Origin of the sequence: Streptomyces sp. MP131-18 (assembly GCF_001984575.1) — a bacterium.
Classification (GTDB): Bacteria; Actinomycetota; Actinomycetes; order Streptomycetales; family Streptomycetaceae; genus Streptomyces; species Streptomyces johnsoniae.
Genome location: NZ_LZNS01000001.1, coordinates 2,797,283 through 2,822,827, shown reverse-complemented (window position 1 = coordinate 2,822,827; position 25,545 = coordinate 2,797,283). Strand labels below are relative to the sequence as shown.

26 protein-coding genes and 5 pseudogenes are annotated in these 25,545 nt (G+C 71.1%); 16 read left to right on the top strand and 15 right to left on the bottom strand.

Annotated elements, in window-relative coordinates:
* Window positions 1–46 precede the first annotated feature (46 nt).
* The 4 genes from STBA_RS12435 to STBA_RS12420 all read left to right on the top strand — a co-directional run bounded on the left by STBA_RS12435 (window position 47) and on the right by STBA_RS12420 (window position 5,491).
* Window positions 47–1,339, top strand: a complete 1,293-nt coding sequence (locus tag STBA_RS12435) for a serine/threonine-protein kinase (RefSeq protein ID WP_077059315.1) — start codon at window positions 47–49, stop codon at window positions 1,337–1,339.
* Window positions 1,340–1,370: 31 nt separating this feature from the next.
* On the top strand, window positions 1,371–2,765 hold the full coding sequence (locus STBA_RS12430; protein WP_077059314.1) for a class II fumarate hydratase: 1,395 nt from the start codon (window positions 1,371–1,373) through the stop codon (window positions 2,763–2,765).
* A 53-nt stretch (window positions 2,766–2,818) separates the two neighbouring features.
* Complete coding sequence (locus STBA_RS12425; RefSeq protein ID WP_077059313.1) at window positions 2,819–3,538, top strand: DUF402 domain-containing protein; 720 nt, start codon at window positions 2,819–2,821, stop codon at window positions 3,536–3,538.
* A gap of 93 nt (window positions 3,539–3,631) precedes the next feature.
* Window positions 3,632–5,491, top strand: coding sequence for a SpoIIE family protein phosphatase (locus STBA_RS12420; protein WP_077059312.1), 1,860 nt, complete (start codon window positions 3,632–3,634; stop codon window positions 5,489–5,491).
* Between the two features lie 40 nt (window positions 5,492–5,531).
* On the opposite strand, the gene STBA_RS38770 is transcribed toward STBA_RS12420, so the two are convergent.
* Both STBA_RS38770 and STBA_RS12410 read right to left on the bottom strand, forming a co-directional pair.
* Window positions 5,532–5,891 carry a hypothetical protein gene (locus tag STBA_RS38770; protein ID WP_107485215.1) on the bottom strand — a complete coding sequence of 120 codons (360 nt, stop codon included), beginning with the start codon at window positions 5,889–5,891 and terminating at the stop codon, window positions 5,532–5,534.
* Complete coding sequence (locus STBA_RS12410) at window positions 5,876–6,841, bottom strand: SPFH domain-containing protein (protein ID WP_077059311.1); 966 nt, start codon at window positions 6,839–6,841, stop codon at window positions 5,876–5,878. Before STBA_RS12410 ends, STBA_RS38770 begins: the two co-directional genes overlap by 16 nt.
* A gap of 90 nt (window positions 6,842–6,931) precedes the next feature.
* Between STBA_RS12410 and STBA_RS12405 the strand changes: the two genes are divergently transcribed.
* Both STBA_RS12405 and STBA_RS12400 read left to right on the top strand, forming a co-directional pair.
* The gene (locus STBA_RS12405; protein WP_253194687.1) at window positions 6,932–7,615 is read left to right on the top strand and encodes a DUF1707 domain-containing protein; all 684 of its coding nucleotides are present in this window, start codon (window positions 6,932–6,934) and stop codon (window positions 7,613–7,615) included.
* Window positions 7,616–7,800: 185 nt separating this feature from the next.
* Window positions 7,801–8,166 (top strand): WhiB family transcriptional regulator, encoded by a 366-nt coding sequence (locus tag STBA_RS12400; RefSeq protein ID WP_171987695.1) that lies wholly within the window; start codon window positions 7,801–7,803, stop codon window positions 8,164–8,166.
* A gap of 214 nt (window positions 8,167–8,380) precedes the next feature.
* Here the strand turns inward: STBA_RS12400 and glpX are convergent, their stop codons facing one another.
* Window positions 8,381–9,412, bottom strand: a complete 1,032-nt coding sequence (glpX, locus tag STBA_RS12395) for a class II fructose-bisphosphatase (protein WP_077059309.1) — start codon at window positions 9,410–9,412, stop codon at window positions 8,381–8,383.
* 142 nt (window positions 9,413–9,554) lie between these two features.
* Between glpX and STBA_RS12390 the strand changes: the two genes are divergently transcribed.
* Window positions 9,555–10,193: a DUF4245 domain-containing protein gene (locus STBA_RS12390; protein WP_253194685.1), complete on the top strand. Its 639-nt coding sequence runs from the start codon at window positions 9,555–9,557 to the stop codon at window positions 10,191–10,193.
* A gap of 79 nt (window positions 10,194–10,272) precedes the next feature.
* Here the strand turns inward: STBA_RS12390 and STBA_RS12385 are convergent, their stop codons facing one another.
* The gene (locus STBA_RS12385; protein ID WP_077059308.1) at window positions 10,273–10,587 is read right to left on the bottom strand and encodes an exodeoxyribonuclease VII small subunit; all 315 of its coding nucleotides are present in this window, start codon (window positions 10,585–10,587) and stop codon (window positions 10,273–10,275) included.
* 5 nt (window positions 10,588–10,592) lie between these two features.
* Window positions 10,593–11,825 (bottom strand): exodeoxyribonuclease VII large subunit, encoded by a 1,233-nt coding sequence (gene xseA / locus STBA_RS12380; protein WP_077063274.1) that lies wholly within the window; start codon window positions 11,823–11,825, stop codon window positions 10,593–10,595.
* A gap of 61 nt (window positions 11,826–11,886) precedes the next feature.
* Here xseA and STBA_RS12375 point away from each other — a divergent pair, with 61 nt between their 5' ends.
* Window positions 11,887–12,870, top strand: coding sequence for a 4-hydroxy-3-methylbut-2-enyl diphosphate reductase (locus tag STBA_RS12375; RefSeq protein WP_077059307.1), 984 nt, complete (start codon window positions 11,887–11,889; stop codon window positions 12,868–12,870).
* A 116-nt stretch (window positions 12,871–12,986) separates the two neighbouring features.
* Entirely contained in the window at window positions 12,987–13,676 is a 690-nt protein-coding gene (locus STBA_RS36420) for a hypothetical protein (RefSeq protein WP_143659472.1), read from the top strand.
* Here STBA_RS36420 and STBA_RS37755 read toward each other — a convergent pair.
* Complete coding sequence (locus tag STBA_RS37755; RefSeq protein WP_171987694.1) at window positions 13,666–14,166, bottom strand: DUF6542 domain-containing protein; 501 nt, start codon at window positions 14,164–14,166, stop codon at window positions 13,666–13,668. The genes STBA_RS36420 and STBA_RS37755 overlap by 11 nt on opposite strands.
* A gap of 154 nt (window positions 14,167–14,320) precedes the next feature.
* Here STBA_RS37755 and ychF point away from each other — a divergent pair, with 154 nt between their 5' ends.
* A complete protein-coding gene (gene ychF / locus STBA_RS12360; protein ID WP_077059304.1) occupies window positions 14,321–15,409 on the top strand; it encodes a redox-regulated ATPase YchF in 1,089 nt (362 codons plus the stop codon).
* Between the two features lie 56 nt (window positions 15,410–15,465).
* On the opposite strand, the pseudogene STBA_RS36410 reads toward ychF, so the two are convergent.
* The 4 genes and pseudogenes from STBA_RS36410 to STBA_RS12345 form a co-directional block, all read right to left on the bottom strand.
* Window positions 15,466–15,569 (bottom strand): annotated as a pseudogene (locus tag STBA_RS36410) (transposase); the annotation flags it as partial.
* The gene (locus STBA_RS38765; RefSeq protein WP_253194683.1) at window positions 15,560–16,486 is read right to left on the bottom strand and encodes a CPBP family intramembrane glutamic endopeptidase; all 927 of its coding nucleotides are present in this window, start codon (window positions 16,484–16,486) and stop codon (window positions 15,560–15,562) included. The gene STBA_RS38765 and the pseudogene STBA_RS36410, both read right to left, overlap by 10 nt.
* Window positions 16,487–16,882: 396 nt before the next feature.
* A pseudogene (locus STBA_RS12350) lies at window positions 16,883–17,047 on the bottom strand (IS5/IS1182 family transposase); the annotation flags it as partial.
* Window positions 17,048–17,132: 85 nt separating this feature from the next.
* Window positions 17,133–17,921 carry a glucose 1-dehydrogenase gene (locus STBA_RS12345; protein ID WP_077059302.1) on the bottom strand — a complete coding sequence of 263 codons (789 nt, stop codon included), beginning with the start codon at window positions 17,919–17,921 and terminating at the stop codon, window positions 17,133–17,135.
* Window positions 17,922–18,043: 122 nt separating this feature from the next.
* Between STBA_RS12345 and STBA_RS12340 the strand changes: the two genes are divergently transcribed.
* Window positions 18,044–18,682 carry a TetR/AcrR family transcriptional regulator gene (locus STBA_RS12340; RefSeq protein WP_077059301.1) on the top strand — a complete coding sequence of 213 codons (639 nt, stop codon included), beginning with the start codon at window positions 18,044–18,046 and terminating at the stop codon, window positions 18,680–18,682.
* Window positions 18,683–18,895: 213 nt separating this feature from the next.
* On the opposite strand, the pseudogene STBA_RS38760 reads toward STBA_RS12340, so the two are convergent.
* A pseudogene (locus tag STBA_RS38760) lies at window positions 18,896–19,043 on the bottom strand (ATP-binding protein); the annotation flags it as partial.
* A gap of 77 nt (window positions 19,044–19,120) precedes the next feature.
* Here STBA_RS38760 and STBA_RS12335 point away from each other — a divergent pair.
* A pseudogene (locus tag STBA_RS12335) lies at window positions 19,121–20,139 on the top strand (alcohol dehydrogenase catalytic domain-containing protein).
* A 33-nt stretch (window positions 20,140–20,172) separates the two neighbouring features.
* Here the strand turns inward: STBA_RS12335 and STBA_RS12330 are convergent.
* A complete protein-coding gene (locus STBA_RS12330) occupies window positions 20,173–21,105 on the bottom strand; it encodes an AraC family transcriptional regulator (RefSeq protein ID WP_077059300.1) in 933 nt (310 codons plus the stop codon).
* A 125-nt stretch (window positions 21,106–21,230) separates the two neighbouring features.
* Between STBA_RS12330 and STBA_RS12325 the strand changes: the two genes are divergently transcribed.
* From STBA_RS12325 to STBA_RS12315, 3 genes are all read left to right on the top strand, one after another.
* Complete coding sequence (locus STBA_RS12325) at window positions 21,231–21,626, top strand: MmcQ/YjbR family DNA-binding protein (RefSeq protein WP_077059299.1); 396 nt, start codon at window positions 21,231–21,233, stop codon at window positions 21,624–21,626.
* Window positions 21,623–21,991, top strand: coding sequence for an MmcQ/YjbR family DNA-binding protein (locus STBA_RS12320; RefSeq protein WP_077059298.1), 369 nt, complete (start codon window positions 21,623–21,625; stop codon window positions 21,989–21,991). The genes STBA_RS12325 and STBA_RS12320 overlap by 4 nt, the downstream gene beginning before the upstream one ends.
* Before the next feature lie 91 nt (window positions 21,992–22,082).
* Window positions 22,083–22,355, top strand: a complete 273-nt coding sequence (locus STBA_RS12315) for a hypothetical protein (RefSeq protein ID WP_253194681.1) — start codon at window positions 22,083–22,085, stop codon at window positions 22,353–22,355.
* A 125-nt stretch (window positions 22,356–22,480) separates the two neighbouring features.
* On the opposite strand, the gene STBA_RS12310 is transcribed toward STBA_RS12315, so the two are convergent.
* Complete coding sequence (locus STBA_RS12310; RefSeq protein WP_077059297.1) at window positions 22,481–23,416, bottom strand: SDR family oxidoreductase; 936 nt, start codon at window positions 23,414–23,416, stop codon at window positions 22,481–22,483.
* A 378-nt stretch (window positions 23,417–23,794) separates the two neighbouring features.
* Between STBA_RS12310 and STBA_RS12305 the strand changes: the two are divergent.
* Window positions 23,795–23,977: pseudogene (locus STBA_RS12305) on the top strand (IS5/IS1182 family transposase); the annotation flags it as partial.
* A gap of 436 nt (window positions 23,978–24,413) precedes the next feature.
* On the opposite strand, the gene STBA_RS12300 reads toward STBA_RS12305, so the two are convergent.
* The gene (locus tag STBA_RS12300; RefSeq protein ID WP_077059296.1) at window positions 24,414–24,806 is read right to left on the bottom strand and encodes a DNA-binding protein; all 393 of its coding nucleotides are present in this window, start codon (window positions 24,804–24,806) and stop codon (window positions 24,414–24,416) included.
* Window positions 24,806–25,057 carry a hypothetical protein gene (locus STBA_RS12295; RefSeq protein ID WP_077059295.1) on the bottom strand — a complete coding sequence of 84 codons (252 nt, stop codon included), beginning with the start codon at window positions 25,055–25,057 and terminating at the stop codon, window positions 24,806–24,808. The genes STBA_RS12300 and STBA_RS12295 overlap by 1 nt, the downstream gene beginning before the upstream one ends.
* Window positions 25,058–25,545 lie beyond the last annotated feature (488 nt).

The following is a 25,545-nucleotide window of genomic DNA, read 5'->3' as shown; positions in this document are numbered from 1 at the left end:
AAGCCGTCCTACTGACAACGGGTCAGACGCGGCGCAGGGGGGACGGATGGCGGTGGGGGACGTCGTCGAGGGCCGGTACCGGCTGCTCAGCAAGCTCGGCGAGGGCGGCATGGGCCAGGTCTGGCGGGCGAAGGACGAGCGCCTCGGCCGCGACGTGGCGATCAAGACCGCGACGGACGGTGCGGACAGTGAGCTGGTGCGGCGTCTGGAGCGGGAGGCCATGGCCATCGCCGGGCTCGCACATCCGCACATCGTCATGGTGCACGACCTGTTCACCGGCACGTTCGACGGCAGGCCCGCCGTCTTCCTGGTGATGGAGCTGGTGCCCGGCCAGTCACTGATGGAGCGCCTGGCCGAGGGCGTGCCGCCGCGGGCGGACGCGCTGGAGTGGGCCGCGCAGATCGCGGACGCGCTGGCCGCCGCGCACGCGCCGGGCACGGGGATCGTGCACCGCGACCTCAAACCGGGCAACGTCATGCTCAGCCACGGCCGAGTGAAGCTGCTGGACTTCGGCATCGCGCGCTTCGCCGAGGGACTCAGCGAGCAGCGTCGGTCCTCGATCACGGCCACCGGCACCGTGATCGGAACGCCCGACTACATGGCACCCGAACAGTGCACCGGCGGCCCCGTGGACGCCGGTACCGATCTGTACGCGCTGGGCTGCGTGCTGTTCGGGATGCTGACCGGCCGGACGGTGTTCCCGCCCGGTGGCACGGCGATGCAGGTCATGTACCGGCAGGTGCACCAGGAGCCCGAGCCGCCGAGTGCGCTGCGGCCTGACGTTCCCGCGGAGGTCGATGCGCTGGTGCTGCGGCTGCTCGCCAAGGACCGCGCGGACCGCCCGGCGTCGGCCGCCGAGACCCGCGACCTCCTGCGCGATCTGCTGCGCGCCCCGGCGGCCCCGGCAGCCCCGGCCGCCCCGCAACCGGCGCCCGCGACGGCGCCCACCCTCGGTCTGCGCGCCCGCCCCGGACCCGGCGATACGCGGCAGGAGCGCCGGGACACGGCGTCGCGGGACCCGGGGGAGGGGCGGCAGGCGCCGCCCGACCGGACGGCCGTCGCGGACCGGCTGCGCCCGAGCGAGGCCGGTGAGCTGCGCCGGCGGACCGAGCGCGCGCTGGAGGAACGTTCGCCCGCGCTGTGGGCCGGGCTCATCCCCGATCTGGCCGCCTACTACGGCCCCGACGGCTGGCCGACGGAACGCGCGTGCGTCCAGCTCGGCTCGCTGGACTCACCGGTGCGCACCGCCGTCGCCGAGCAACTGATGCGCGAGCACGGCGCGCGCCGCACCCGGCGCGCTCGTCGGGCGTTGGCGGGCAAGCGGATAACCCTCGACTGAGCCCGCCCGGCAGACCGGTAGATTCGTCCTTATGAGTGGTACGAACGAATACCGCGTCGAGCACGACTCGATGGGCGAGGTGCGGGTGCCCGCGGACGCCAGGTGGCGGGCGCAGACGCAGCGTGCCGTGGAGAATTTCCCGATTTCGGGTCAGCGCATCGAGCGCTCCCACATTGCGGCCCTCGCCCGGATCAAGGCGGCGGCGGCCACTGTCAATGCCGAGCTGGGCGTCATCGAGAAGGACATGGCCGAGGCCATCGTCCGGGCCGCGGAGGAGGTGGCCGAGGGACGCTGGGACGAGCACTTCCCGGTCGACGTCTTCCAGACGGGCTCCGGCACCTCCTCGAACATGAACACCAATGAGGTGCTCGCGACGCTGGCGACCGAGCGCCTGGGCCGCCCGGTCCACCCCAATGACCACGTCAACGCGAGCCAGTCCTCCAACGACGTGTTCCCCTCCTCCATCCACATCGCGGCGACCGGCGCGGTGACCGGCGAGCTGGTCCCCGCGCTCACGCACCTGGCCGAGGCGCTGGAGCGCAAGGGCGCGGAGTTCGCGGACGTGGTGAAGTCGGGGCGCACGCACCTGATGGACGCCACCCCCGTGACGCTCGGCCAGGAGTTCGACGGGTACGCCGCCCAGGTGCGTTATGGCATCGAGCGGTTGACGGCCTCGCTGCCCCGGCTGGCCGAGCTGCCGCTCGGCGGCACCGCCGTCGGCACGGGCATCAACACGCCGCCCGGCTTCTCCGCCGCCGTCATCGCCGAGGTCGCGCGGACCACGGGGCTGCCGTTGACCGAGGCCCGCGACCACTTCGAGGCCCAGGGCGCCCGTGACGGCCTGGTGGAGACCTCGGGCCAGCTGCGGACCATCGCCGTGTCGTTCACCAAGATCTGCAACGACCTGCGCTGGATGTCCTCCGGGCCGCGCACGGGCCTCGCCGAGATCGCGCTGCCCGACCTCCAGCCCGGCTCCTCGATCATGCCGGGCAAGGTCAACCCGGTGATCCCCGAGGCCGTGCTCATGGTGGCGGCCCAGGTCATCGGCAACGACGTGACCGTCACCACCGCCGGCGCCTCGGGCAACTTCGAGCTGAACGTCATGCTGCCCGTGATCGCCAAGAATGTGCTGGAGTCCGTCCGGCTGCTGGCCAATGCCTCCCGCCTGCTCGCCGACCGCACCGTCGACGGCATCACGGCCAACGTGGAGCGCGCCCGCGAGTACGCCGAGTCCTCCCCCTCCGTGGTCACCCCGCTCAACCGCTACATCGGCTACGAGGCCGCCGCCAAGGTCGCCAAGCGGGCGCTCGCCGAGCGCAAGACGATCCGCGAGGCGGTCCTCGACGGGGGGTATGTGGAGCGCGGCGAGTTGACGATCGAGCAGCTCGACGAGGCGCTGGACGTGCTGCGTATGACCCGCCCCTGAACCCGGCCGCCGGATGCGCCCGCGGTCCGCGTCGACCCGAATACCATGTGTAGATGACAACGGGAAGAGAGTCGGCAGGCGGCGCGCATCCGTGGCGGCCGGGGGACCACATCCTCTGGCGATACCGGGCCAACGGGTCCGACGCGTTGCACATCTGCCGTCCGGTCACCGTTGTCCAGGACACTCCCGGGCTGCTGGCCGTCTGGATGGCGCCGGGGACCGAGTGCATCAAACCGGAGCTGGCCGACGGCACCGCCGTTCACGACGAGCCGCTGGCCACGCGCTACACCAAGCCGAGGACGGCGGTGCGCTCGCGCTGGTTCGGCGCCGGCGTCCTGAAGCTGGCCCGGCCGGGTGAGCCGTGGTCCGTGTGGCTTTTCTGGGATCGGGGGTGGCGCTTCAAGAACTGGTACGTCAATCTTGAAGAGCCCCGGAGCCGGTGGCCGGGCGGGGTGGATTCCGAAGATCACTTTCTCGACATCGCGGTCTATCCCGACCGCAGCTGGGAGTGGCGGGACGAGGACGAGTTCGCCCAGGCCCAGGAGGCAGGACTCCTGGACACCGGGCAGGCGGAACGGGTCCGTGCGGCCGGAAAAGAGGCGATCCGCCTCGTCCGCATGTGGGGACGTCCGTTCTCCGAGACCTGGGCTTCCTGGCGGCCCGATCCGCGCTGGCGGACCCCGCAGCTGCCCGGCGACTGGGACCGGCCCGCCACCGGCCTGGCGCCCGCACCGGCGGCCCGCAGCCTGCCGCCCCACCCGAGAGCCTCTTGATGCATCCCCTGCCGAGAACCGTAGGATCGACCCCCACAACCGCACAACGCCCCCACCCCGCACGCTAGTTCCCGCCTGGATGGACTCCCCCTCGTGACGGACCCGACCCCACCGCAGCCCGTGGCTCGTACGGCGGACGTATCTCCTTTCGCCGACAGCTCGGGGCTGCCGCACGCCCGCTCCGAGCCAGAATCCGCGGAGCAGCCGCCCACGCGCCCCGCCTCGGGCGAGGGGCTGAACGGCGGGATGGGCGACACCGACCGGCTGCGGTTCGTGGGGGCCGCCACCCGTCGTATCGCCCGGGGCATGGACCTGGACGAGATCGTGCTCGGCCTGTGCCGCGCCTCGGTGCCGACGTTCTCCGACGCGATCCTCGTCTACCTCAGACATCCGCTGCCGGTCGGTGACGAGCAGCCGGTGACGCCCTGGGTGCTGAAGCTGCGCCGCACCGACCGCATCCCGGAGGCGCTCGCCCTCGGCTCGGTCGGCGATCTGCGCGCGGACGGCTCGGGCCCGGTGCTGCCGATACTGGCCAGCGCGACCTCCCTGGTCGAGGTCCGGGGTAACGGGCCGCTCGCCGAGGTCCTGCGCGGGGTGCGGCCGGTCTTCGTGGAGTCGCAGGTGCCCAGGGCCGCGCTGCGCGAGCTGACCGGCGCCGTGTCGCTGCCCGAGGGGCAGCGCGCGATCGTCGCGCCGCTGCGCGGTCGGCGCCGGGTGATCGGCGCCGCCGTCTTTCTCCGCAGGCCCGATCGTGAATCGTTTGAGGCGGAGGACCTCCAGGTCGCCCAGCAGCTGGCGACCCACTCGGCGCTGGGCGTCGACAAGGCGGTGCTGTACGGCCGCGAGGCGTCGATCGCCGACGAGTTGCAGCGCACCATGCTGCCGGACGACCTGCCGCAGCCCACCGGTGTGCGGCTGGCCAGCCGTTACCTCCCGGCGGCGCAGTCCGCCCGCGTCGGCGGCGACTGGTACGACGCGATCCCGCTGCCCGGCAGCCGGGTCGCGCTCGTCGTCGGCGACGTGATGGGCCACTCGACCACATCAGCGGCCATCATGGGCCAGCTGCGGACCACCGTGCAGACGCTGGCCGGGCTGGACCTGCCGCCGCAGGAGGTGCTGCACCATCTCGACGAGCAGGCGCAGCGGCTGGGCACGGACCGGATGGCGACCTGCCTGTACGCGGTGTACGACCCGGTCGCGCACCGCATCACGGCGGCGAACGCGGGCCATCCGCCGCCCGTTCTGCTGCACGTCGACGGCTCGACCGAGGTGCTCGACCTGCCGCCGAACGCGCCGATCGGCGTGGGCGGCGTCGACTTCGAGACGGTGGAGCTGGCCGCCCCGGCCGGGGCGACGCTCGTGCTCTACACCGACGGCCTGGTGGAGTCGCGAAGTCGGGACGTATGGACCGGAGTGGAACATCTACGCGAGAAGCTCGCCGAGATCTCGCGGCTGGTCCGGCCCAACTCGGCGGCGCCGCTGGAGCCGCTGTGCGACGAGATCCTCGACATCGTGGGCCCGGGCGACCGGGACGACGACATTGCGCTGCTGGCCGCCAGGTTCGAGGGCATCGCACCGGACGATGTCGCGTACTGCCGCCTGGACCCGCGGGCCGAGTCGGTGCGCGAGGCGCGTCGGCTGGTCCGCGAGAGCCTGGCGCGCTGGGATCTCGGCGAGCTGGAGGATTCGGTCGAGCTGCTGGTCAGCGAGGTCGTGACGAACGCGGTCAGGTACGCGGAACGGCCGGTGTCCGTGCGGCTGCTGCGCACCGACGTGCTGCGCTGCGAGGTCGGCGACGACGTTCCGCAGCTGCCGCGGCTGCGGCAGGCGGGCCCGGCGGACGAGGGCGGCCGCGGCCTGTACCTCGTTCAGCGGCTGGCCCGCCAGTGGGGCGCGACGCGGCTGAGCACGGGCAAGCTGGTGTGGTTCGAGATGGCGCCGCCGCTCTCCTGACGCCGCTCTCCTGACGCCGCTCTGCTGACCCCGGGGGCCGTCAGCCGGGGCGTGTGCCGCCCGGGCCCTCGGGCCGCCCCGCCTGCCGGGTCTCCTCTTCGCCTTCCGCGCCTCCCGTCTCCCGCGTGTCTTCCGCCGTCCCCGGCTCCGCCGTCTCCGGTACGTCCCCCGCGGGCCGGCTCTTGGCCGGCCGGCCGCGCCCGGGGTGTGGCCTGGCGCCCCTGGGCAGGCGCCCGGCCTCCTTGAGCGCCTGGCGCAGCAGGTAGTCGATCTGCGCGTTGGTGCTGCGCAGCTCGTCCGCCGCCCACTTGCTCAGCGCGTCGTGGACGGCCGGGTCGAGCCGCAGCAGCACCTGCTTGCGCCCGCGGCGCGCGGAGCCTTCCGTCACTGGTAGAGCGATCCCGCGTTCAGCACGGGCTGGGGGGCGCGGTCGCCGCACAGCACCACGAGGAGGTTGGAGACCATGGCGGCCTTGCGCTCCTCGTCGAACTCGACGGCCTCCAGCTCCGCTATGCGTTCGAGGGCGGCCTCCACCATTCCGCAGGCGCCCTCGACGATGGTCTCCCGGGCGGCCACCACCGCGCCCGCCTGCTGGCGCTGGAGCATGGCGGAGGCGATTTCGGGGGCGTAGGCGAGGTGGGTGAAACGGGACTCGATGATGCGGACGCCCGCCGCCCGGACGCGGGCGGTCAGCTCGACGGCCAGCTTCTCGGTGATCTCCTCCGCGTCGCCGCGCAGCGAGAGCTGGTCCGCGCCGTGGGCGTCGTAGGGGTATTCGATCGCGATGTGCCGGACGGCCGACTCGGTCTGAGTGCCGACGAACTCGATGAAGTCGTCCACCTCGAAGCTGGCCTGCGCGGTGTCCTCGACCTGCCAGACGATCACCGCGGCCAGCTCGATGGGGTTGCCGTCGGCGTCGTTGACCTTCAGCACGGCCGTCTCGTGGTTGCGGACGCGGGTGGAGATCTTGGCGCGCGTGGTCAGCGGGTTGACCCAGCGCAGGCCGTCGTCGCGGATGGTGCCGGTGTAGCGGCCGAAGAACTGGACGACGCGGGCCTCGCCCGGCGCGACCATGTTGAGCCCGGTCATGAGGAACACCGATACGAGGAACAGCAGTCCGCCGACCACGATCATCGGCACCCCGAGCCCCGGCGATCCGGTCGCGGTCACGGGGATGCCCATGACGGTGACGCCGAGCCCCAACAGGGCCCCGAGAAAGGTGAGCAGCAGCGCCAGGCCGCCGGGAACGCTGTGCGCGCGGGCCTCGCGCACCCGGGGGGCGGGCATGTCCGGGGTGTCGGCGGTGCCGGCGGCGGGTGTGGCGGTGGTGCCGGGTGCGTCGGGTGTCATGCGATCCTCGCTCCATGGGTTAGCAATCTGATATCACTTTAACGTACAGGGGCTAGTCGCGATGTATCGCGTATCTGTAGGCTTGGGCCCGTGAACGCTGAGAATCCGCCCGCCGTGCCGCTGGAGAAGCAGCCTGTCCGGGCCTCCGACGCGGACCGTGACCGGATAGCCGACATCCTGCGCGAGGCGCTGGCCGAGGGGCGGCTCGACGCCGAGGAGCACTCGGAGCGGATCGAGGCGGTCTTCAAGGCCAAGACCCTCGCCGAGCTGGAGCCGCTGATCCGGGATCTGCCGGCCGGTCAGCGGCCCGCCCCCGGGCCGCCGCCGGCCCAGGGCACCTACCGGCCCGCCCCGCCGCCTCCCGGGTCTCCGCACCCCGTCCGCGCACCGCACGGGGTGCATGTGGCCAGCGCGAAGAATGTGGTGGCCGTCCTCAGCGGCGCGACCCGGCAGGGCCGTTGGCGCGTCGGCGGCAAGATCAATGCGGTGGCCGTCTGCGGTGGCGTCGAGCTGGACCTGACCGAGGCGATATTCGAGCAGCAGTACATCGTCATCAATGCGACGGCGATCTGCGGGGGCATCGAGATCAAGGTCCCGGAGAACGTGAGCCTGCGCAGCGCCGGCAGCGGCATCATGGGCGGCTTCGAGGTGCGCGAGGCCGAGTCGACCGAGCCGCACGCCCCCGTGGTCGTGGTCCAGGGGGTCGCCATCTGGGGCGGGGTGGAAGCAAAGCACGTTCCGGGAAAGCGGGTGCGCGACCTCAGCCGCGAGTGACCCGGGAGGCTGATACGACCGGCGACGTTGTCGCTCCGTGCATAAGCGTGCGCACAGCGGGTAGGGCTGGGGGGACCGTCACTCGTATGGCCGCACGGCGGGAAGGGTGAACTGCGGCTTCCCCCTTGACGGGTGAGGGTCCACCAGCCAGGAGCGACCTCCGTAGCCGTCGTCAGGAGTTGACCGTGCTGCAATCGTCACCGCCACAAGAGTCCCAGTGGTCATCAGCCGGCCCCACACAGCGCAGTTCCAGAGATGTTGCTGGACCCTGGCACTCGGAGGCCGCCTGCCGGCGGGATGAGGCGGGGCTGTTCTTCGCCCCCTCTCAGGAGCCGACCGCGGCCAGGCTCTCCCGGGAGCAGGCGGCAAAATCGGTGTGTGCCCGGTGCCCGGTGCTCCTCGAATGCCGGGAGCACGCTCTGCTCCAGCCGGAGCCCTACGGCGTCTGGGGTGGCCTGACGGCCGCCGAGCGCCGCGTGGTGCTCAGCCGCCGACGGCGCCGCGAGGCCGCCTCCGGCAGCCGCACCACGGATATCACCCGCATCGCCTGACACGCCGCGCCCCGGAGGCCGCACCCCGTTCCGCCCCCCGGCCCTCAACCCGCACGCGCAACCCGCGCGCGGGAGGCACCCCACGGGCCGGGTCTCACCCGGGCGTGCTTCCACCACCGGCCCCCGCCCGCCGGCCGCACGATGCCGCCGGGCGGTGGTGCCGCACCGCCGTGCCCGCGGGCACCCATGGGCACCCGCGGACGCGGTTGCCGGATCAGCGGCCGGTGTCGAAGTCGATGGCGCTGTAGGCGCGCAGCTTGGACAACCGGTGCGTGGAGTCGATCTGCCGGATCGTGCCCGAGCGCGAACGCACCACCAGTGACTGGGTGGTGGCCGTTTCCGCCCGGTAGCGCACACCGCGCAGAAGTTCGCCGTCGGTGATGCCGGTGGCGACGAAGAACACGTTCTCGCCGCGCACGAGATCGCCGGTGTGCAGGACCCGGTCCAGATCGTGGCCCGCGTCCAGCGCCGCCTTTCGTTCGGCGTCGTCCCTGGGCCACAACTTGCCCTGGATCGTGCCGCCGAGGCAGGTGATCGCGCATGCCGCGATGATGCCCTCCGGCGTGCCGCCGACGCCGAGGAGCAGATCCACGCCCGTGCCCTCGCGGACGCTCATGATCGCGCCTGCCACGTCGCCGTCCTGGATGAACTTGATCCGGGCGCCCGCCTCGCGCACCTCCTTGACCAGGTCCGCGTGGCGCGGGCGGTCCAGGATGCACACGGTCACGTCGCCGGGCGATCCGCCCTTGGCCTTCGCCACCCGCCGGATGTTGACCGCCGGCGGGGCGTCGATGTCCACGAACTCGGCGGCCTCCGGGCCGGTGGCCAGCTTGTCCATGTAGAAGACGGCGCTCGGGTCGAACATCGCGCCGCGTTCCGCCACGGCCAGCACGGAGACGGCGTTCGCCATGCCCTTGGCGGTGAGCGTCGTACCGTCCACCGGGTCGACGGCCACGTCGCACTCGGCGCCGGAACCGTCGCCGACACGTTCGCCGTTGAACAGCATCGGCGCCTCGTCCTTCTCGCCCTCGCCGATGACGACCACGCCGTTCATCGAGACGGTGGAGATCAGCGCGCGCATGGCGCGCACCGCGGCACCGTCCGCGCCGTTCTTGTCGCCGCGGCCCACCCAGCGCCCCGAGGCCATCGCCCCGGCCTCGGTGACGCGGACCAGTTCGAGCGCGAGGTTGCGGTCGGGAGCTTCGGGTGCGACGTCGAGCGGGGGCGGGAGATGGTGATCAGTCATCGGGAACGACCTTTCTGCGGCGGGTCGCGCTGAGGGTGTCTTCGACTGTAGCGGTCCGGAAACAGATGAGCAGCACCGCCTTCGGATGAGCGAACCCGGGGGCGGGTGCGAGGCCCGTCCCGGTATGCGGGACGATGGGAGGGTGGCGAACGACGTGACGACGGACGTGACGCCGGACGACGTGCCGGCGAAGGACACGGGCGCGGACACCGGCGCGGACGCGGACGCGGCCCCGCCGCAGGACGGGGCACGGCCGGGGAAGCGGCAGCGCTTCGAGTCGGTCCGGAACATGGTGCTGTCCATGGCGGTGATCTGTGCCGGAACCTTCGTGCTCGTCGGGCTCAACCCCGAGGACCAGCCCGAGGGTGCGACGCCGACCGTTTCGTATGAGGTCGAGTCGGCCACCGCCGCCCGCGCCGCCCCCTACGACCTGCTCGTGCCGGAAGGGCTGCCGGAGGACTGGCGCGCGACCTCCGTGCGCTACGAGCCGCTGGGCGACTTCGGCGCCACGTGGCGGCTCGGCTTCCTCGACCCGGACGAGGAGTACGCCGCACTGACCCAGGCCGACGGCGACGCGGCCGGCTTCGTCGCCGACGTGACCAGGGACGCGGAGGACACCGGCGGGACCGAGCAGGTCGAGGGCCGGGACTGGGCGCGCTGGGAAGGGCCGAAGTACGACGCGCTGGTGCTCCAGGAGCCGGGCGTGACCACCGTCGTCATGGGCACGGCCGGTTTCGAACGGCTGGCCCAGTTCGCCGGGGCACTCGAAGTCGTCGAGTAGGCCGTCGAGTCGGCCGTCGGGCCGGGGACAAGAAGCAGGAGACCGGGAGACCGGGAGACCGGGAGGAGCGGGCAGCGCCCTACTCGTCCTCCCCGTCCGCCTCGCCGGTCTGCTCCTCGTCCGCTTCCTCCGCGGCCTCGTCGCGCGCAAGTGCCGCGTCCAGCCGTGCCCGTGCGCCCTCCAGCCACTCCCCGCAGATCCTGGCCAGCTCCTCGCCGCGCTCCCACAGCGCGAGCGACTCCTCCAGCGTCGCCCCGCCCGCTTCGAGCCGTCGCACGACGTCGATCAGCTCGTCCCTGGCCTGCTCGTAGCCCAGCGCCGCTCCCGCCGCCGCCCCGCCGGTCCCGTCCGTCGGCGTGCCCGTCGTTCCCGTCTCGCCTGTCGTGCCCGTCATGCGCGTCACCCTATGCCGCCCGCCGGGGGCCGCTCGCCGACCGTCACCGCGAAGGCGCCCCCGGCCACCCTCGCCCGCAGCACGTCGCCATCCGCCACGTCCTCCGGCTCCCGCACTGCCGCTCCGTCCGCCCGCTGGAGGACGGCGTAACCGCGGCGCAGTGTCGCCGCCGGGGACAGCGCGACGACGCGCGCCCTGGTGTGCTCCAGATCGCCGCGCGCCCGGTCAAGCAGATGCGCAAGCGTGCGCCGGGAGCGCCCGAGCAGCGCCTGGAGCTCCTCCGCGCGACCGTCCACCATCCGGTGCGGCTCGGCCAGCACCGGGCGGCTGCGCGCCGCCGCGAGGCCGCGCTCCTCCCGGTCGATCCGGGACGCGAGCACCCACCGGGCCCGGTCCCGCAACTGCCGCACCCGCGCCAGCTCCTCACCCACGTCGGGCACGACGCGCTTGGCCGCATCGGTCGGCGTCGACGCCCGCAGGTCCGCCACCAGATCCAGCAGCGGGGAATCGGGCTCGTGCCCGATCGCCGAGACCACCGGAGTGCCGCAGGCCGCGACGGCACGCACCAGCAACTCGTCGGAGAACGGCAGCAGATCCTCGACGCTGCCGCCGCCCCTGGCCACCACGATCACCTCCACGTCCGCGTCCGCGTCGAGCTCCCGCACCGCCTCGATCACCTGCGGCACCGCATGCACCCCCTGCACCGCCACATTGCGCACGGAGAATTGGACCGCGGGCCAGCGCAGCCGCGCGTTCCGCAGGACGTCGCGCTCCGCGGCCGAGGCGCGGCCCGTCACCAGGCCGACGCAGCGCGGCAGGAACGGCAGCCGCCGCTTGCGCGCCTCCGCGAACAGCCCCTCCGCGGTCAGCGCCCGCTTCAGCCGCTCGAGCCGCAGCAGCAGCTCGCCCACCCCGACGGCGCGGATCTCCGTCGCACGCAACGACAACTCCCCGCGCGGCGCATACCACTCGGGCTTGGCGAACACCACCACGCGGGCGCCCTCGCTTATCACGTCCGCCACCTTGTCGAACACGGCCCGGTAGCAGGTGACCCGCACCGAGACGTCGTGCGCCGGGTCCCGCAGGGTGAGGAAGACCACGCCGAAACCCGGCCGGCGCGAGAGCTGGGTGATCTGCCCCTCCACCCACACCGCACCGAGACGGTCGATCCACCCCCCGATCAGCCGGGACACCTCGCCGACGGGAATCGGCGCCTCCGCGGACGTCTGCACTGCCATGACGACCACGCTAGCGCCGCGCACTGACAGCCGGGACCGGCCGCACCCTTACGATGGGCCCATGGCCAACGACACAGACCGCCGCCGTGTCCTGCTCGCCGCGCCCCGCGGATACTGCGCGGGAGTGGACCGCGCCGTCATAGCTGTCGAGCGCGCCCTGGAGCAGTACGGTCCGCCCATCTACGTCCGCCACGAGATCGTGCACAACAAGTACGTGGTCCGCACCCTGGAGAAGAAGGGCGCCATCTTCGTCGAGGAGACGGCCGAGGTGCCCGAGGGCGAAATCGTGATCTTCTCCGCGCACGGCGTCTCCCCCGAGGTCCACCGCGAGGCGGAGCGCGGGCGGCTCGCCACGGTCGACGCCACCTGCCCGCTCGTCACCAAGGTGCACAAGGAGGCCGTCCGGTTCGCCAAGGAGGACTACGACATCCTCCTCATCGGACACGAGGGCCACGAAGAGGTCATCGGTACCAGCGGCGAGGCGCCCGAGCACATCACCCTGGTCGACGGCCCGCAGGACGTCGCCGACGTCGAGGTCCGCGACCCCGGCAAGGTCGTGTGGCTCTCCCAGACCACGCTGTCCGTGGACGAGACGATGGAGACCGTCGACGCCCTCAAGGAGCGCTTCCCCAAGCTGGTCAGCCCGCCGAGCGACGACATCTGCTACGCCACGCAGAACCGCCAGACCGCGATCAAGCAGGTCGCGGCCGACTCGGACCTGGTCCTCGTCGTCGGCTCGAAAAACTCGTCGAACTCCGCGCGCATGGTCGAGGTTGCCCTCGGCGCGGGCGCCGGCGCCGCCCATCTGGTCGACAACGCGGGTGAGATCGACGAGGCGTGGCTGGCGGGCGTGACCACGGTGGGGCTCTCCTCAGGCGCCTCGGTGCCCGAGGTGCTGGTGGACGAGGTCCTGGAATGGCTGGCCGAGCGGGGCTACGGCGACGTGGAGATCGTTCAGCCGATGCAGGAGCACATCCAGTTCTCCCTGCCCAAGGAGCTGCGCCGCGACCTGCGGGCGGAGGCCGCCGCGAAGACCAAGCCCTAGGCCTCGGCCAGGCCCGGCCGGGCTCCTGCACCTCAGTTGTATCTGCTTTATCCCTGGTCACAGCTGTCCCGTCCCTAGGATCGGCACGGTCCGTACAGCGACGATGACAGATGTTCATGACGAGGGAGATTCACGTGTTCATGCGGAAGTCCGCCTGGCTCCGTGCCGCCGCCCCGGCCGCCGTGCTGGCGCTGGCGCTCACCGCCTGCGGTTCCGACGACGATTCCGAGGATGCCTTCACCCCGGGCGCCGACGAATCCGAGCAGACCGAGGAAGCGGCCCCGGCCGAGGATGACGCACCGGCGGGGGAGGCCGATGCGGCTGAGGAGGAGGCGGCGGCCGGCGGAGTCCCGGGCACCCTGGGGCAGGGCGAGCCGAGCGAGCCGGTGCCCTATGAGGAGGGCGGAACCGTCGCCGACCTGACGATCACGGCCGATCGGGTCGACGTGGGGGCCAACGCCGACCTGGCGAGCCTCAACACCTCCGCCGACACCAGCGGCCAGCGGCCGGCGTACGTGTACGTCACGTTCGCCCATGCGGGCGGGGACACTCTGGAGTACCCGCGGCCGATCTCGGACACGAGCCTGTTCCTCACCGACGGCTCCATGGCCGGCTTCGTCACCGCCTTCGGCGACCTGGGGCTGCCGAACGGCTGCCCGGAGGGATCGGGCGACAGCCCGCCGACCATCGGCCCCGGCGAGGAGATCACCATGTGCAAGACATTCCTCATCCCCGAGAGCGTCGAGCCTGGCGAGGTGACCTGGGAGTCCGGTGAGACCGAGCTGACCTGGCAGCTCAGCGGCTGACCCGGCCGCTCCCGCGGCGGCGGGCGAGGCGGCGGCGGAGCAGATCCGAACCTTTGCGCACCAGCGTGATCGCCACCGCCGCCAGCGTGCCGAGAAACACCCACGGCGCGCGCAGCGCCAGCTGGGTCACGGTGTCCGCGGGGCCCGCCGAGGCGAGCAGGCCCGTGGCGAACGCGATCGGTGCGGCGATCGGGGCGCAGACCAGGTCCGCGGGCCTGACCCAGACCGCGGCGGCCACGCAGGCCGCGACGAACAGCACGCCGTAGAGCGTGGGGGCCCCGCCCAGCAGATCGCAGCACCGGGCCGCCGCCACCATCGTCACCGTGGCCAGCACACCGCAGCCGAGCCCGGTGAGCCGCGGCCGTGGCAGCCGGCGCCGCTGCCGCGGCCCCGGCCGCGGCGCCGGGCGCCCCGCGGGGCGCGGCACCCGTGTCCGCACCGCGGCCTGCGGGCGCCGTGCGTCACGGGTCGTGTGCGTAGTGTGTTCCACGCCCCCACGGTAATCCGCGGGCGGTGAAAGAAGAGGTGATGGACACGCTTGCGGGCCATATGACTGTCCGCCCGGGGCAGGCGGGGCCGTTCCGCGGCGCCCGTAGACTGGTTCACCGGCCCTCAGCTCACCCCCTCGTTCCGGGAAGTCACACGTGTCGCTCACGATCGGAATCGTCGGCCTGCCGAATGTCGGCAAGTCGACCCTTTTCAACGCCCTGACCAAGAATGACGTGCTCGCGGCCAACTACCCGTTCGCCACGATCGAGCCCAACATCGGCGTCGTGGGCGTCCCCGACGCCCGCCTGGCCCGGCTCGCCGAGGTGTTCGGCTCCCAGCGGGTCATGCCGGCCACGGTCGACTTCGTCGACATCGCGGGCATCGTGCGGGGCGCGAGCGAAGGCGAGGGCCTTGGCAACAAGTTCCTGGCCAACATCCGCGAGTCCGACGCGATCTGCCAGGTCATCCGCGCTTTCCACGACGAGAACGTCGTACACGTGGACGGCAAGGTCTCGCCCAAGAGCGACATCGAAACGATCGACACCGAGCTGATGCTCGCGGACCTCCAGACGATCGAGAAGGTACTGCCCCGCCTCCAGAAGGAGGCCAGGGTAAAGAAGGACAAGCAGCCGATGGTCCGCGCCGTGGAGGAGGCGAAGGCCATCCTGGAGGACGGCCGGACCCTGTTCTCGGCCGGTATCGCCCAGGGCACCGAACGTGCCGAGCCCCTGCACGAGCTGCACCTGCTGACGGTGAAGCCGTTCCTCTACGTCTTCAACGTGGACGAGGACGAGCTGACCGACGAGGCGTTCAAGGCGGAACAGCGGGCCCTCGTCGCCCCCGCCGAGGCCATTTTCCTCAACGCGAAGCTGGAGGCCGACCTGGCCGAGCTGGACGAGGATGAGGCGCTGGAGCTGCTCCAGACCGTCGGCCAGACCGAGCCGGGCCTGGCCACCCTCGCCGGCGTCGGCTTCGACACCCTGGGCCTCCAGACCTACCTGACGGCGGGCCCGAAGGAGGCCCGCGCCTGGACTATCAAGAAGGGCGCAACCGCACCGGAAGCGGCCGGTGTGATCCACACCGACTTCCAGAAGGGCTTCATCAAGGCAGAAGTGATCTCCTTCGACGACCTGATCGACGCAGGCTCCGTCGCAGAGGCCCGCTCCCGCGGCAAGGCCCGCATGGAGGGCAAGGACTACATCATGCGCGACGGCGACGTGGTGGAGTTCCGCTTCAACGTATGACGGCCGTCATAGCGCAGACCCACTGATCCGGCAAACGTCGTCCGAAACGGCTTCGGCTCGCTGTCGCCGACCATCAGCCCGAGGGTCTCGCGGTGCCCGGTCGCGGAGATCCCGGTGGCGATGACCACCGCCGGGAGACGAGCCGGTGGTTCACCCGCGCCGCTCATTCAGGCAGCCGGCCGAATGCGATCGCGCCGTATCACCCGCATGAGTGATGAGCGCGCTGGATACGGCGGCGAGGATGAGCCAGGGCTCGATCACGAGGTTGATGGCCACGTGGGCGGCGATCGCGGGCAGCACATTGCGGTCCGCGACGAGATGGAGGATCGCCAGGAGGGCGCCGAGCGCGGCGGTGGACGCGACCACTGGCAGGGCCACCCTCCACGCGCCTCGGATCAGAACCCAGAGTGCGTGTGCGGCCCCGGAGACCGCCGCCGAGGTCAGGACCTGGACGGCGCGGGCGGCACCGGCGGCCGACAGCCCGTCCACCAACAGCTGCCGGAGCACGATCTCCTCGACGACGCCGCTGACAACCGCCGCCCAGATCCCGATCAGCTTGAGCCGGGACAGCTCGAACACATGCCGGCGCACCGCGGGAACCGCGCGCAGCGTGTACCAGCTGTAGGACACCGCGACCGCCACAGCGAGCACCCATGGCCAAGGGGAGGACCACGCGCTTTGGTGTGCGCTTCCTGAAGGATGCGGTAGGTGGTCACTTCGGTCCTCGCCCCGAGCGGTCGTGGTTCGACCTCGGTGATGACCGTGACCGCGAGATCCGCGCTCTCGAACGAGGCGGTCAGGCCGTTGAGCGGTCGAGGCCCGGGGCGGACACGGGCACGTCGCGCTATGCCTGAGGTTGCGGGGAGGACGGCCGGTCCGCTCCCCGCCGGTGGCACGGTGGTCTTTGGCTGCGGGTTTTGTTGCCGAGAACGGGGGCGTCCGGCAGCAGTCGCCGTTCGGCCGCAGCCCGCGGCCGGTCGGCGATGCGGAGGCGCTCGGACTCCCGCAGAGGGCGGCCAAAGCCTGCCGAAGACGGCTTCCGTGAACCCGCGACCTTCCGCTTTTCGAACGCCTCATGCCCTGCCCGGATGGCTGGGGCACTGTCGCGGCCGGTCGCCGAGGACCGCTGCTTTCCGCCGGCGTCGATGTCAGCGTTGATGTCAACCGGCGTCGTGGGCGACCGGCCGGCAACCGGGACAACGGCCTGACGAATCTCGTGGGTTCCCCCGGTCAGCACAGCGGCCCGGGGCGGCCGCCATTGTCCTCAGGTTGCGGACGACACCGGGCTTCCGGTGATCAGGAGGGCAAACGCACGGCTCTGCCGGAGCCCGGGGGCGCGATTCTGCTGGGCTGCTCGGCCATCGGATGGTCGGAACCGCAAGGTGTGAGTGCCCTGATGCTCATGGCGTAGCGGGGTCAGCACCGCTCCGAGGGGGGCAGGTGGGAATTGACTCGTTTGTTCCTCATCCTCCCGAGCAGCACCCGGTCTTCCAGCGGCAGACTCCACGGACGGCCCCGCCGCACCGCATCCGTGCCCTCCCGTCGCAACGCGGCCACCAACCTGCCGGAGCAGCCCGGGCTCAGCCCAGTGAACGGAGTTGTCCAGGACGGCTCGGACGCCGTGATCACAACTGCCACAGCCCGTCATCATCGCAGGACAAGGTCGCTTCGTCTTGAACAACATGGACGCCCACGCCTGCACGCTCCGTACTGCAATGTCAGCTCAAACTGCGATGCCGGCTTCGGGTTGGAGTGCAGGGCCGAGCAGCAGGCCCCCGTCCAGGACGAATTCCGAGCCCGTGGCGAAAGATGCGTCCTGGGAGGTGATGAAGAGCAACAGGCGGGTGATGTCAGAGGGTTCGGCGAGGCGGGGGATGGCGAAGGGGTCGGGCGAGTAGAAGTCGGCGATGGCCGGCTGGCCCGCGACGGTGGGTTCGTTGATCAGCGGTGTGGAGACGACGCCGGGGTGGATGGAGTTGACCCGGATGTTGTCCCGCCCCAGCTCCAGCGCGGCTGTCTTGGTCAGTCCGCGCACGGCCCACTTGCTGGCGGTGTAGGGGGCGTAGAAGGCCGTGCCGACGTGGGCCATGGTCGAGGCGATGTTGACGATGGTTCCGCCGCCGCCCCTGCGCATCGACGGAGCCACGGCCCTGATGCCGAGGAACTGGCCGGTGACGTTGACGCTGAAGGTGTGCTCCCAGGTGCGGAGTTCGGTGTGCTCGATAGGGGCCGCCGGGTTCTGGACGCCCGCGTTGTTCACCAGGATTCTGATCGGCCCGAAGTGGCCTTCGGCTTCTCGCACCGCCGCCGCCCAGTCGTCCTCGCTGGCGACATCCAGGTGAACGGACAGAGCCCGATGGCCGAGCTGAGCAGCTAGATCGCGGCCGGCGGCGTCGTCGCGGCCGGCAATGACGACGTTCGCCCCCTCGGCGTGGTAGCCCTGCACATGACTGCTGCCCATGCCCCCGCTGCCGCCCGTGACGATGACGGTCTGGCCCTCAAAGCGCCCCATGATGCTTCCTTCCAGGCTTGCATTAATGGTGAGCCGAGTGACTCACCTCCTCTCTCAAGGTAAGAGCGGGACTAGGGGTGAGTCAAGTGACTCACCTCGCAGCGGGAGGCATACTGGAGGGCATGACGGCACAGCCTTCGGAATACCACCGGCGCGTGGCGGCGCAGAAGCGGACGTCCATCATCGAGGCAGCGACGAAGCTGTTCCTCGACTCCGGCTACGACGGCACCTCGCTGGCCCGCATCGCCGAGGCGGCCGGAGTGTCGAGGGCGACTCTGTTCAAGCAGTTCACCACCAAGGCGGCCCTGTTCGAGGCGATCGTCACCGAATACTGGAAGGTCGGCGACGAGGAGGCCCCCCTCCCCGAGCCAGGGAACCTCCGCGCAGGACTTGAGACCATCGGACGCCGATACGTGGACCTTCTCACCCAGCCCGGCATGGCCGCCCTCTTCCGCATCGTCATCGCCGAGGTACCGCGCTTCCCGGAGCTCGGCGAGACCCAGTTCAAGCTCGGCAAGATGCCCTACTTCGAATCGGTCCGTCGCTACCTGGCGGCGGAGAACGCCGCTGGTACAGCCCGGCTTGACGATGCGGAGATGGCGGCGACCCAATTCCTCGGGATGATCTCCAACTACGTGTTCTGGCCGCGGATGCTGCTCGCACGCTGGGAGCCCGACGACTCCTCCATCATCAACGCGGTCGACCAAGCGGTGCTGACCATGCTCGCCCGATACGGCGCGCCGGCGACCCACGGCCCCTGAGCCACCAGGTGCCCCACCGCTCTGCGCAACCACCTGATGCCTCCCGCACAGGCAGGCCCTCGACCCCGTCGAGTAGGCGGTCGCTCACACACGGTGTCAGAGTCCCTTGGGGCTGCCGCCCCCGCGATGGAGGCGCGACCGACAGCCCGCGGCCCTGATCGAAGCCAAAGCCGATTGCGGGACATCCCCCAGTTTCGGAGGCGAGTGGCGTGACTCGAACCACACCAGCTTGCCGGTGCTCAGCCGCGTCGCGCCCCACTGGGCGGGCCAGCCGCTGAACGGGGTACAGGCCGCGGCCGCCCTCGTCCGCCGGGCCCGCCTGCCGCGGCCGCGGCAGCTGCGGAACGTCGTCGCCGACCTCGCCGGGCACGCCTGCGTCGTGGAGCCGCGGCTTCACGTTCACATATAAGGGGGGCGAACATGGTGAAGGAGTTCGGTATGAGCCGGCCGACAGCAGCCGACGACGCCGCACGGGCGATGATGCGGGCCGTCGTCGTTACCCGGCCCGGCGGCCTGGACGCACTGGAGATCAAGGAAGTGCCGGTGCCCGTACGCCAGCCTGGCTGGGTGCGGATCAAGGTGAAGGCGTTCGGCGTCAACGAGTCCGAGGTCACCACCCGCAAGGGCGAGTCGGACCCCGAAGTCACCTACCCGCGCATCCCCGGCATCGAGGGCGTCGGTGTGGTCGACCAGGCCGACGCGGACAGTGGGCTGCGCGCGGGGCAGCAGGTGGCGACCATGATGGGCGGCATGGGCCGCTCGCTGGACGGCTCGTATGCCCAGTACGTGACCGTCCCCGCGGCGCAGGTCATCCTGTTCGAGACCGGCCTGCCGTGGGACGTCGTCGGCGCGCTGCCGGAGATGTTTCCAGACCGCGTACGGCTCCCTCGCCACCGGCCTCGGCCTGCGGGCAGACGCTGCCGATCCGCGGCGGCACCTCCACGGTCGGGCTGAGCGCGGCCACGATCGCGAAGAACCTCGGTGCCACCGTGCTGTCCACCACCCGCAGCCCGGAGCGGGCCGGAGAGCTGCGGGACGTGGGCGTCGACCACCCTCTCGTCGACAACGGCACTCTCGCCGACCAGGTGCGCGAACAGATGCCGGATGGCGTCGACACCGCACGGGGACTGGTGGGCTGCTCGGTCCTCGCCGACACCCTGCGCACCGTCCGTCGCCACGGCACCGTCTGCTTCGCCGGAGCCCTGGCGGGGCAGTGGCCGATCCCCGACTTCACTCCCTTCATGCTCCCCGTCGGGGTGCGGCTGACCAGTTACGCGGGCGAGGCCGCCGACCTCCCGGCGGACGTCTTCGCCGACCAACTCCAAGCCGTCGCCGCGGGGCGCCTCAAAGTCCCGGCGGCGAAGGTCTACCACGGGCTGGAACAGGTGAGTGACGCCCATGCCGACGTCGAGTCGGGCGCCATGCCGGGCAAGCACGTGGTCGTTCTGGACGACTGAGGAACGAGTCCACGGGCCACCGCTTCACTGCGCTCACGGATCGGTCGTGACATCGCGGGCGGCGAAGGCGGCCGGGGTGGTGCCGGTGCGGTCGCGGAAGAAGCGGCCGAAGTTCGCGGGATCGGTGAAGCCGAGGTGGGCGGCCACGGCCCGGGCGTCCCACCGGGCATGCCCCAGCAGGCGCCGGGCTTCGAGGAGGCGCCGCTCGTCGATGAGCTCGCGCACCCCTTTGCCGGTCGCGTCCCGGGCGGCGCGGCTGAGGGTGCGGACCGAGCAGCCGAGCAGCTCGGCGTAGTCCGCAGCCCGGTGCAGTTCGCGGAAGTGCAGCTCCAGGGCGTCCACCAACCGCCAGTAGGTGTCACCACGGCCGGTGCTGGCCGTCGTGCCCGTGGGGGCGGCTCCGGGGGCGTTGGCGAGGCGCAGCAGCAGCGATTCGAGCAGGCTGCGGCGCAGTGCGCGGTGCATGTCGAGGGGGCGGAGCCCGAGGGCCCGGTGCTCGTCCAGGAGCTGGAGTGCCGTCTGGTGGAGCCAGGCGGCGTCGTCGGGGTGTGGGCTGAGCACGGCAGGGGCCTCGTGCGCGGTGAACGGGGCCAGGAGGCGAGCGGTGCCGGGCGTCAGAATGTCCGGCTCGAACAGGAGGAACGGGCCGCGGGCGGCGCCGGGCGGATGCCGGCACTGCGTGTGCCCGGGGCGTACCCACAGCCACTGGCCGGGGGCGACGGTCCGCGTGACGTGGTCGACGTCGTGCCGCAATACGCCCTCGGTGACCGCGATGAGGTAGTGGAAGGTGGCCCGGCCCGGACGTGGCGGGTTCCACGGCCAGTCGTCGTGCTCGGCGAAGAAATCCTCGACGGTACTCACCTCCAGCCCGTAGGGCGTGCCGACCGGGGGCTGGAAACCGTACAGCGGAACCGCGGCCCGTCCGGACTGTCCGCCCTGCCTGGGGTGTCGTTTGCCGACCATCACGTGTCCGCAGCTTACTGTCCTTTTTGTCGGCCTCGGAGGAAGGATGGGCTGTACCGCCGCGAGCGCGCAGCGTGCCCTCCGTCCTCGATGCCGCAGACCGTCACCCCCGAGGAGGCCCTCCGCCCATGAACGGACCGACCCTGCAGAGGACCGCCGCCGACTGCGCGGAGGAACTTCCCGGAGCCCATCTTGAGCATCCCTTCGGCCCCGACTGGGAGGTCTTCAAGGTGCGCGACAAGGTGTTCATGCTGATGACCGAGGTCCCCGGGCGTCCCGTCGTGATCCTCAAGGCGGAACCCCGCGAGGCCCTCGCCCTGCGGGAACACAACAGCCACATCACCCGCGGCTACCACATGAACAAGAAGCACTGGATCACGCTGGAAGGCGGGGACGGCATCGACAAGAAGCTCGTCAGGGAGCTCGTCACCGAGTCCTACCGGCTCGTCGTCGCCCACCTGCCCAAGGCCGAGCAGCCCGTCGACCCGGACACCTACGCCAGCGCCACGCGGGCATCCCGATGAGCGCGGCCGGCGACCGGCTCCAGGACACCGCCCGCCGATCGGCCCTCGCCCTGCCCGACGTCAGCCACGGCCGTCCCTTCACCCCCCAGCTCGACGTGTACAAAGTCGCGGGCAAGGTGTTCCTGATCGTCACTGACGACCCGGACGAGCAGATCATCACAGTCAAGTGCGAACCCGAACACGCCCGCGCCCACGTACACGACTATCCCTCGATCACCCCGGGCCGCTATCTCGACAAACGGCACTGGGTCTCACTCGGGCCGGGACCCGGCATCACCGAACGACTGGTCACCGACGCGGTCGAAGACTCCTACGACCTGGTCGTCGAGCGACTGCCGCGACGCGACCGCCCTCGTGCGCGATGAGCACCGCGAGCTTCCCCACCAGCAACTGAGCCTCGCCCGCCAGGGTCCCGCACCAGGCGCGCCCGCCCGCCCCCCACGAGCCGAGGGACCGATGGAACCGACCCTGCCGCTCTTCGACCAGGAGCCCGACCGGCCGCTCGCCGACCGCCTGCGCCCCACCCGGCTGGAAGACGTCGTCGGACAGGACCACCTCCTGGCACCGGAGGCCCCGCTGGGCCGCATGACCGCCCAGCAGCGCCTCAGCTCCGCCATCCTGTGGGGGCCGCCCGGTGTCGGGAGAACAACCGTGGCCGCGGACTCCCGTTCCCCCGCGCCTTTGCCGGCGGCCCGACTTCCCACGTCCTCGTCGGTCACCTCACGCTGACACCGCCCGGCCCGTTCTCGCACCCCACCTGGCGCGGCTCACCGGGCCGGGGAGCCGGGCGGCCCGGCCCGCCGCCCGCCGCCCGACCGCTTGCGGCCGACGTCCCGGCCGGTGAGCCGTACTCGTCACCGGTACCCGGTGGCGTCCGCCGGCTTGCCAACGTTCTGGACCTCCGCGAAGTAGCTCCAGAAGTCCGGGCGCGAGCCGTCGAGATCGGTGAAGCCGTACTCCTGGGCGAGTTGGCCGCTGGACAGCGACTGACCGTTCCGGCGCGCGACATCGGCGTCACCGGCCAGTGCCGCGACCGCTCGTCCGACGAACGACGGGCTCTCCGACATGCAGAAGTGCGGCTCCGCGGCCAGCGCGTCGCGCCAGCTGTCCTCGGCGACGCCGAACAGGTCGAGCATCATCTCCGAGCGCAGCCAGCCCGGAGTGAGCGCCACCGCCGTCCCGCCGTGCGGTTTCAGCTCGTGTGCGAGTACGAACGCCATGCGCAACACGCTGTTCTTGACCAGATCGTAGAAGAAGGAATTGCGGTAGTTGGTGCTGTTGTGCTCGGAGGTGCCGTCGGTCATCTCGATCACGAGCCCGCCCGGTTGCCGCACCAGCAGCGGCAGCAGGAAGTGGCTCGTGATCGCGTGGGTCTCCACACCCAGCCGGAGCAGCCGCAATCCGTCGTCGAGGTCGTGCTCCCAGACCGGCTTGTCGAACGCGAACAGCCGCTCGCCGCCCCAGATGTCGTTGACCAGCACGTCGAGCCGTCCCTGCTCGTCTCCGATGCGCTCGGCCAGCGCGCGGACCTGCTCCGGCACCAGGTGATCGGTCGGTACCGCGATACCGCTTCCGCCCGCGGCGGTGACGAGTTCCGCGGTCTCCTCGATCGTCTCGGGCCGGTCGTACTCCGAGCGCTGTTCCCGGGTCGTGCGGCCGGTGGCGTAGACCGTCGCACCCGCCGCTCCGAGCTGGACGGCGATGCCGCGCCCGGCTCCTCGTGTGGCCCCCGCCACCAGCGCGATCTTTCCGCGGAGGTCCGGTGTCGGTGTATCGGGCAGGAGTGCCATGGAGTTCCTCGTTCGTTCGTGGGGTCCGGTCCACGTCGCGGCGACGCCGACCGAGGACACATGGTCTATCTGAAACCTGACAACCTGTGTCGCATTTCCTCGGCGGCTTTGCGGTCGTCACCCGCGGCGACGACGGCTGCTTTGTCCGCCTCTCGACAGGCGAGGGCGGCCCCCGGCCCCGGCGCGAACGTCCTGGCCGGGCCAGGGCCGTTCACGCATGCCCCTGAGCCGGCCGGCGTGGTCAGATGCGTCACCCTGGGAAGCCGGTGAGACCCTCGCCCGTGACCACCGGCACTGATCTCTTTCCACCCTGATCTGAAGAAGCTCCTGGTAGACGGGCTCACGACCAAGATCACCTGCCCCACCAGGAGCTTCCGCGTGCTTGTCTGCCCGTCCGGCGTCGATGTGTCCACTTGGCCCTGCGCTACCTGCCCGCCTGCGGGCACGGCGTCAGGAAGGCCGAACACGGTGGCGCCGCCTGAGTGCGAACCGCCAGGCCCTGCTCGTTCTCGCGCACCTGCTCTCCGGAACACATACGCCCGGCTCGCCGCCGGCTTCGGTGCCAAGGGAATGACAGCGCAAGCGAGTGGCACATGGAACGGGCCTGGTGCTCCAGTTCCCGGGCGAGTGAGGAGTGGGAAAGGTCGCTGACGGACCGCACCGGGTTCGACCAGGGGGCATGAACTTACGAACGAGGAGCCGGGTGCGTTCCGGCCGACTGGGCGTCGGCGTGTCCGCCAGGGCCGCTATGGCGCCGTGGTCCGAGGTGGGTGGCTATGGTGCTGGATCGGTGCTGGACGGGAGCCGTGACGGGGGCGTTTGCGCAGGTGACAGCCCGGTGTGTGGCGTTCCGCTTCAACGTGCAGGCCGGAGGGGGGCGGACCGGGATGAGTCCAGCCCTCTGAGCGTTCCCGTGCTGACATGGTGCCGACCTGATGGCGTTCCTGATCGGCTGCCGGTGCGGTGGCGGCCGCCCTTGGGAAGCATCCGTCGACGATCACACCTTGGTGACTTCAACGGCCGGGCCGCAGAGGAGTGTCAGGTCCTCCGGGTCGGAAGTGAGGACGGTCACCGGCCCAGGAGCGTTGTGCGCGAGGACTGCCACGGTGGCGTCGATGGCGTACTTCTGGCCGTGGAGGTGGTGAGCGCGCAGGAGGACGGCAGCCTGGGCGGCGATCTCCTTGGTGACGTCGTGGACGTCGATGCGGGAGAGTACCCATGTGATGCGGGCGGGGTGAATGTGCTTATAGTCGGCCTCAAGGGTGGTCATGGCGCATGTGGCTACGCGGACGCCCTCCTCTGACGCCGCCTGAACCAGAGCCGCAACCGTTCGATCCTTGCGATAGAGCTTCGAAAGCCCCTCGCTGTCGAGCAGCAGCGTGCCGGGCATCAGGCGGCGGCCCCGTCGGCCTTCCGGTGGTCATGGCGCAACAGGGCTCGGGCGGCCTCAATCTCATCGCGGGTGAGTTGGTCGTTGTCGGTCTCGAAGTCCACGACGATCTCTCGAAGCTTGTCCATGGCTACTCGTTGCGCGAGGGCCTCGGCGACGTAGGCGGAGAAGCCGCCGGGACCGACGTGGGCGCGCGCGGCCTCGGCGAGATCCTCGGGAAGGCTGATCGAAAACTTCTTGCTACCACTCATGGCTCTCATCCTACCGGTGGTGGCAAGGTGCTGGGGTCCGTGTGGGTGTCGATGCGCTTCTCCCGTGCTGATTCTGTGCTGACCCGAGCGCTTCGGAACGGCGTTTATGCAAATGACAGCGTTGCCGGGTCACCCGCGCCTCATACGCCGCGGGATCCATCGGTGGCTTCTCCATGGGCATCCTCCTGGTCGTCCGGGCTTATCTACCAGGATCAGACAGCCACGGGTGGCTGTGCGGCCGGACAGTGACCAGCAGGGCAATCGCCGAACTCGGCCTCGACGGCCTGGGCGGCCACAACCTCGTCCGCGATGCCTGCGGAGCTGAGGTAGCCACCCGGCGATCGGATTGCTGGCCTCAACAGCTGATCGCGTTGATCCCGACGCGGTGGCGAGAGCCGTCTCGCCCTCCGTTTGAACCGTGACTGGTTCGCCCGAACGAGTGCGCTTTGGGGGACTCGTTTGAGGCGATGGCGACGCTGTCCGGCCGC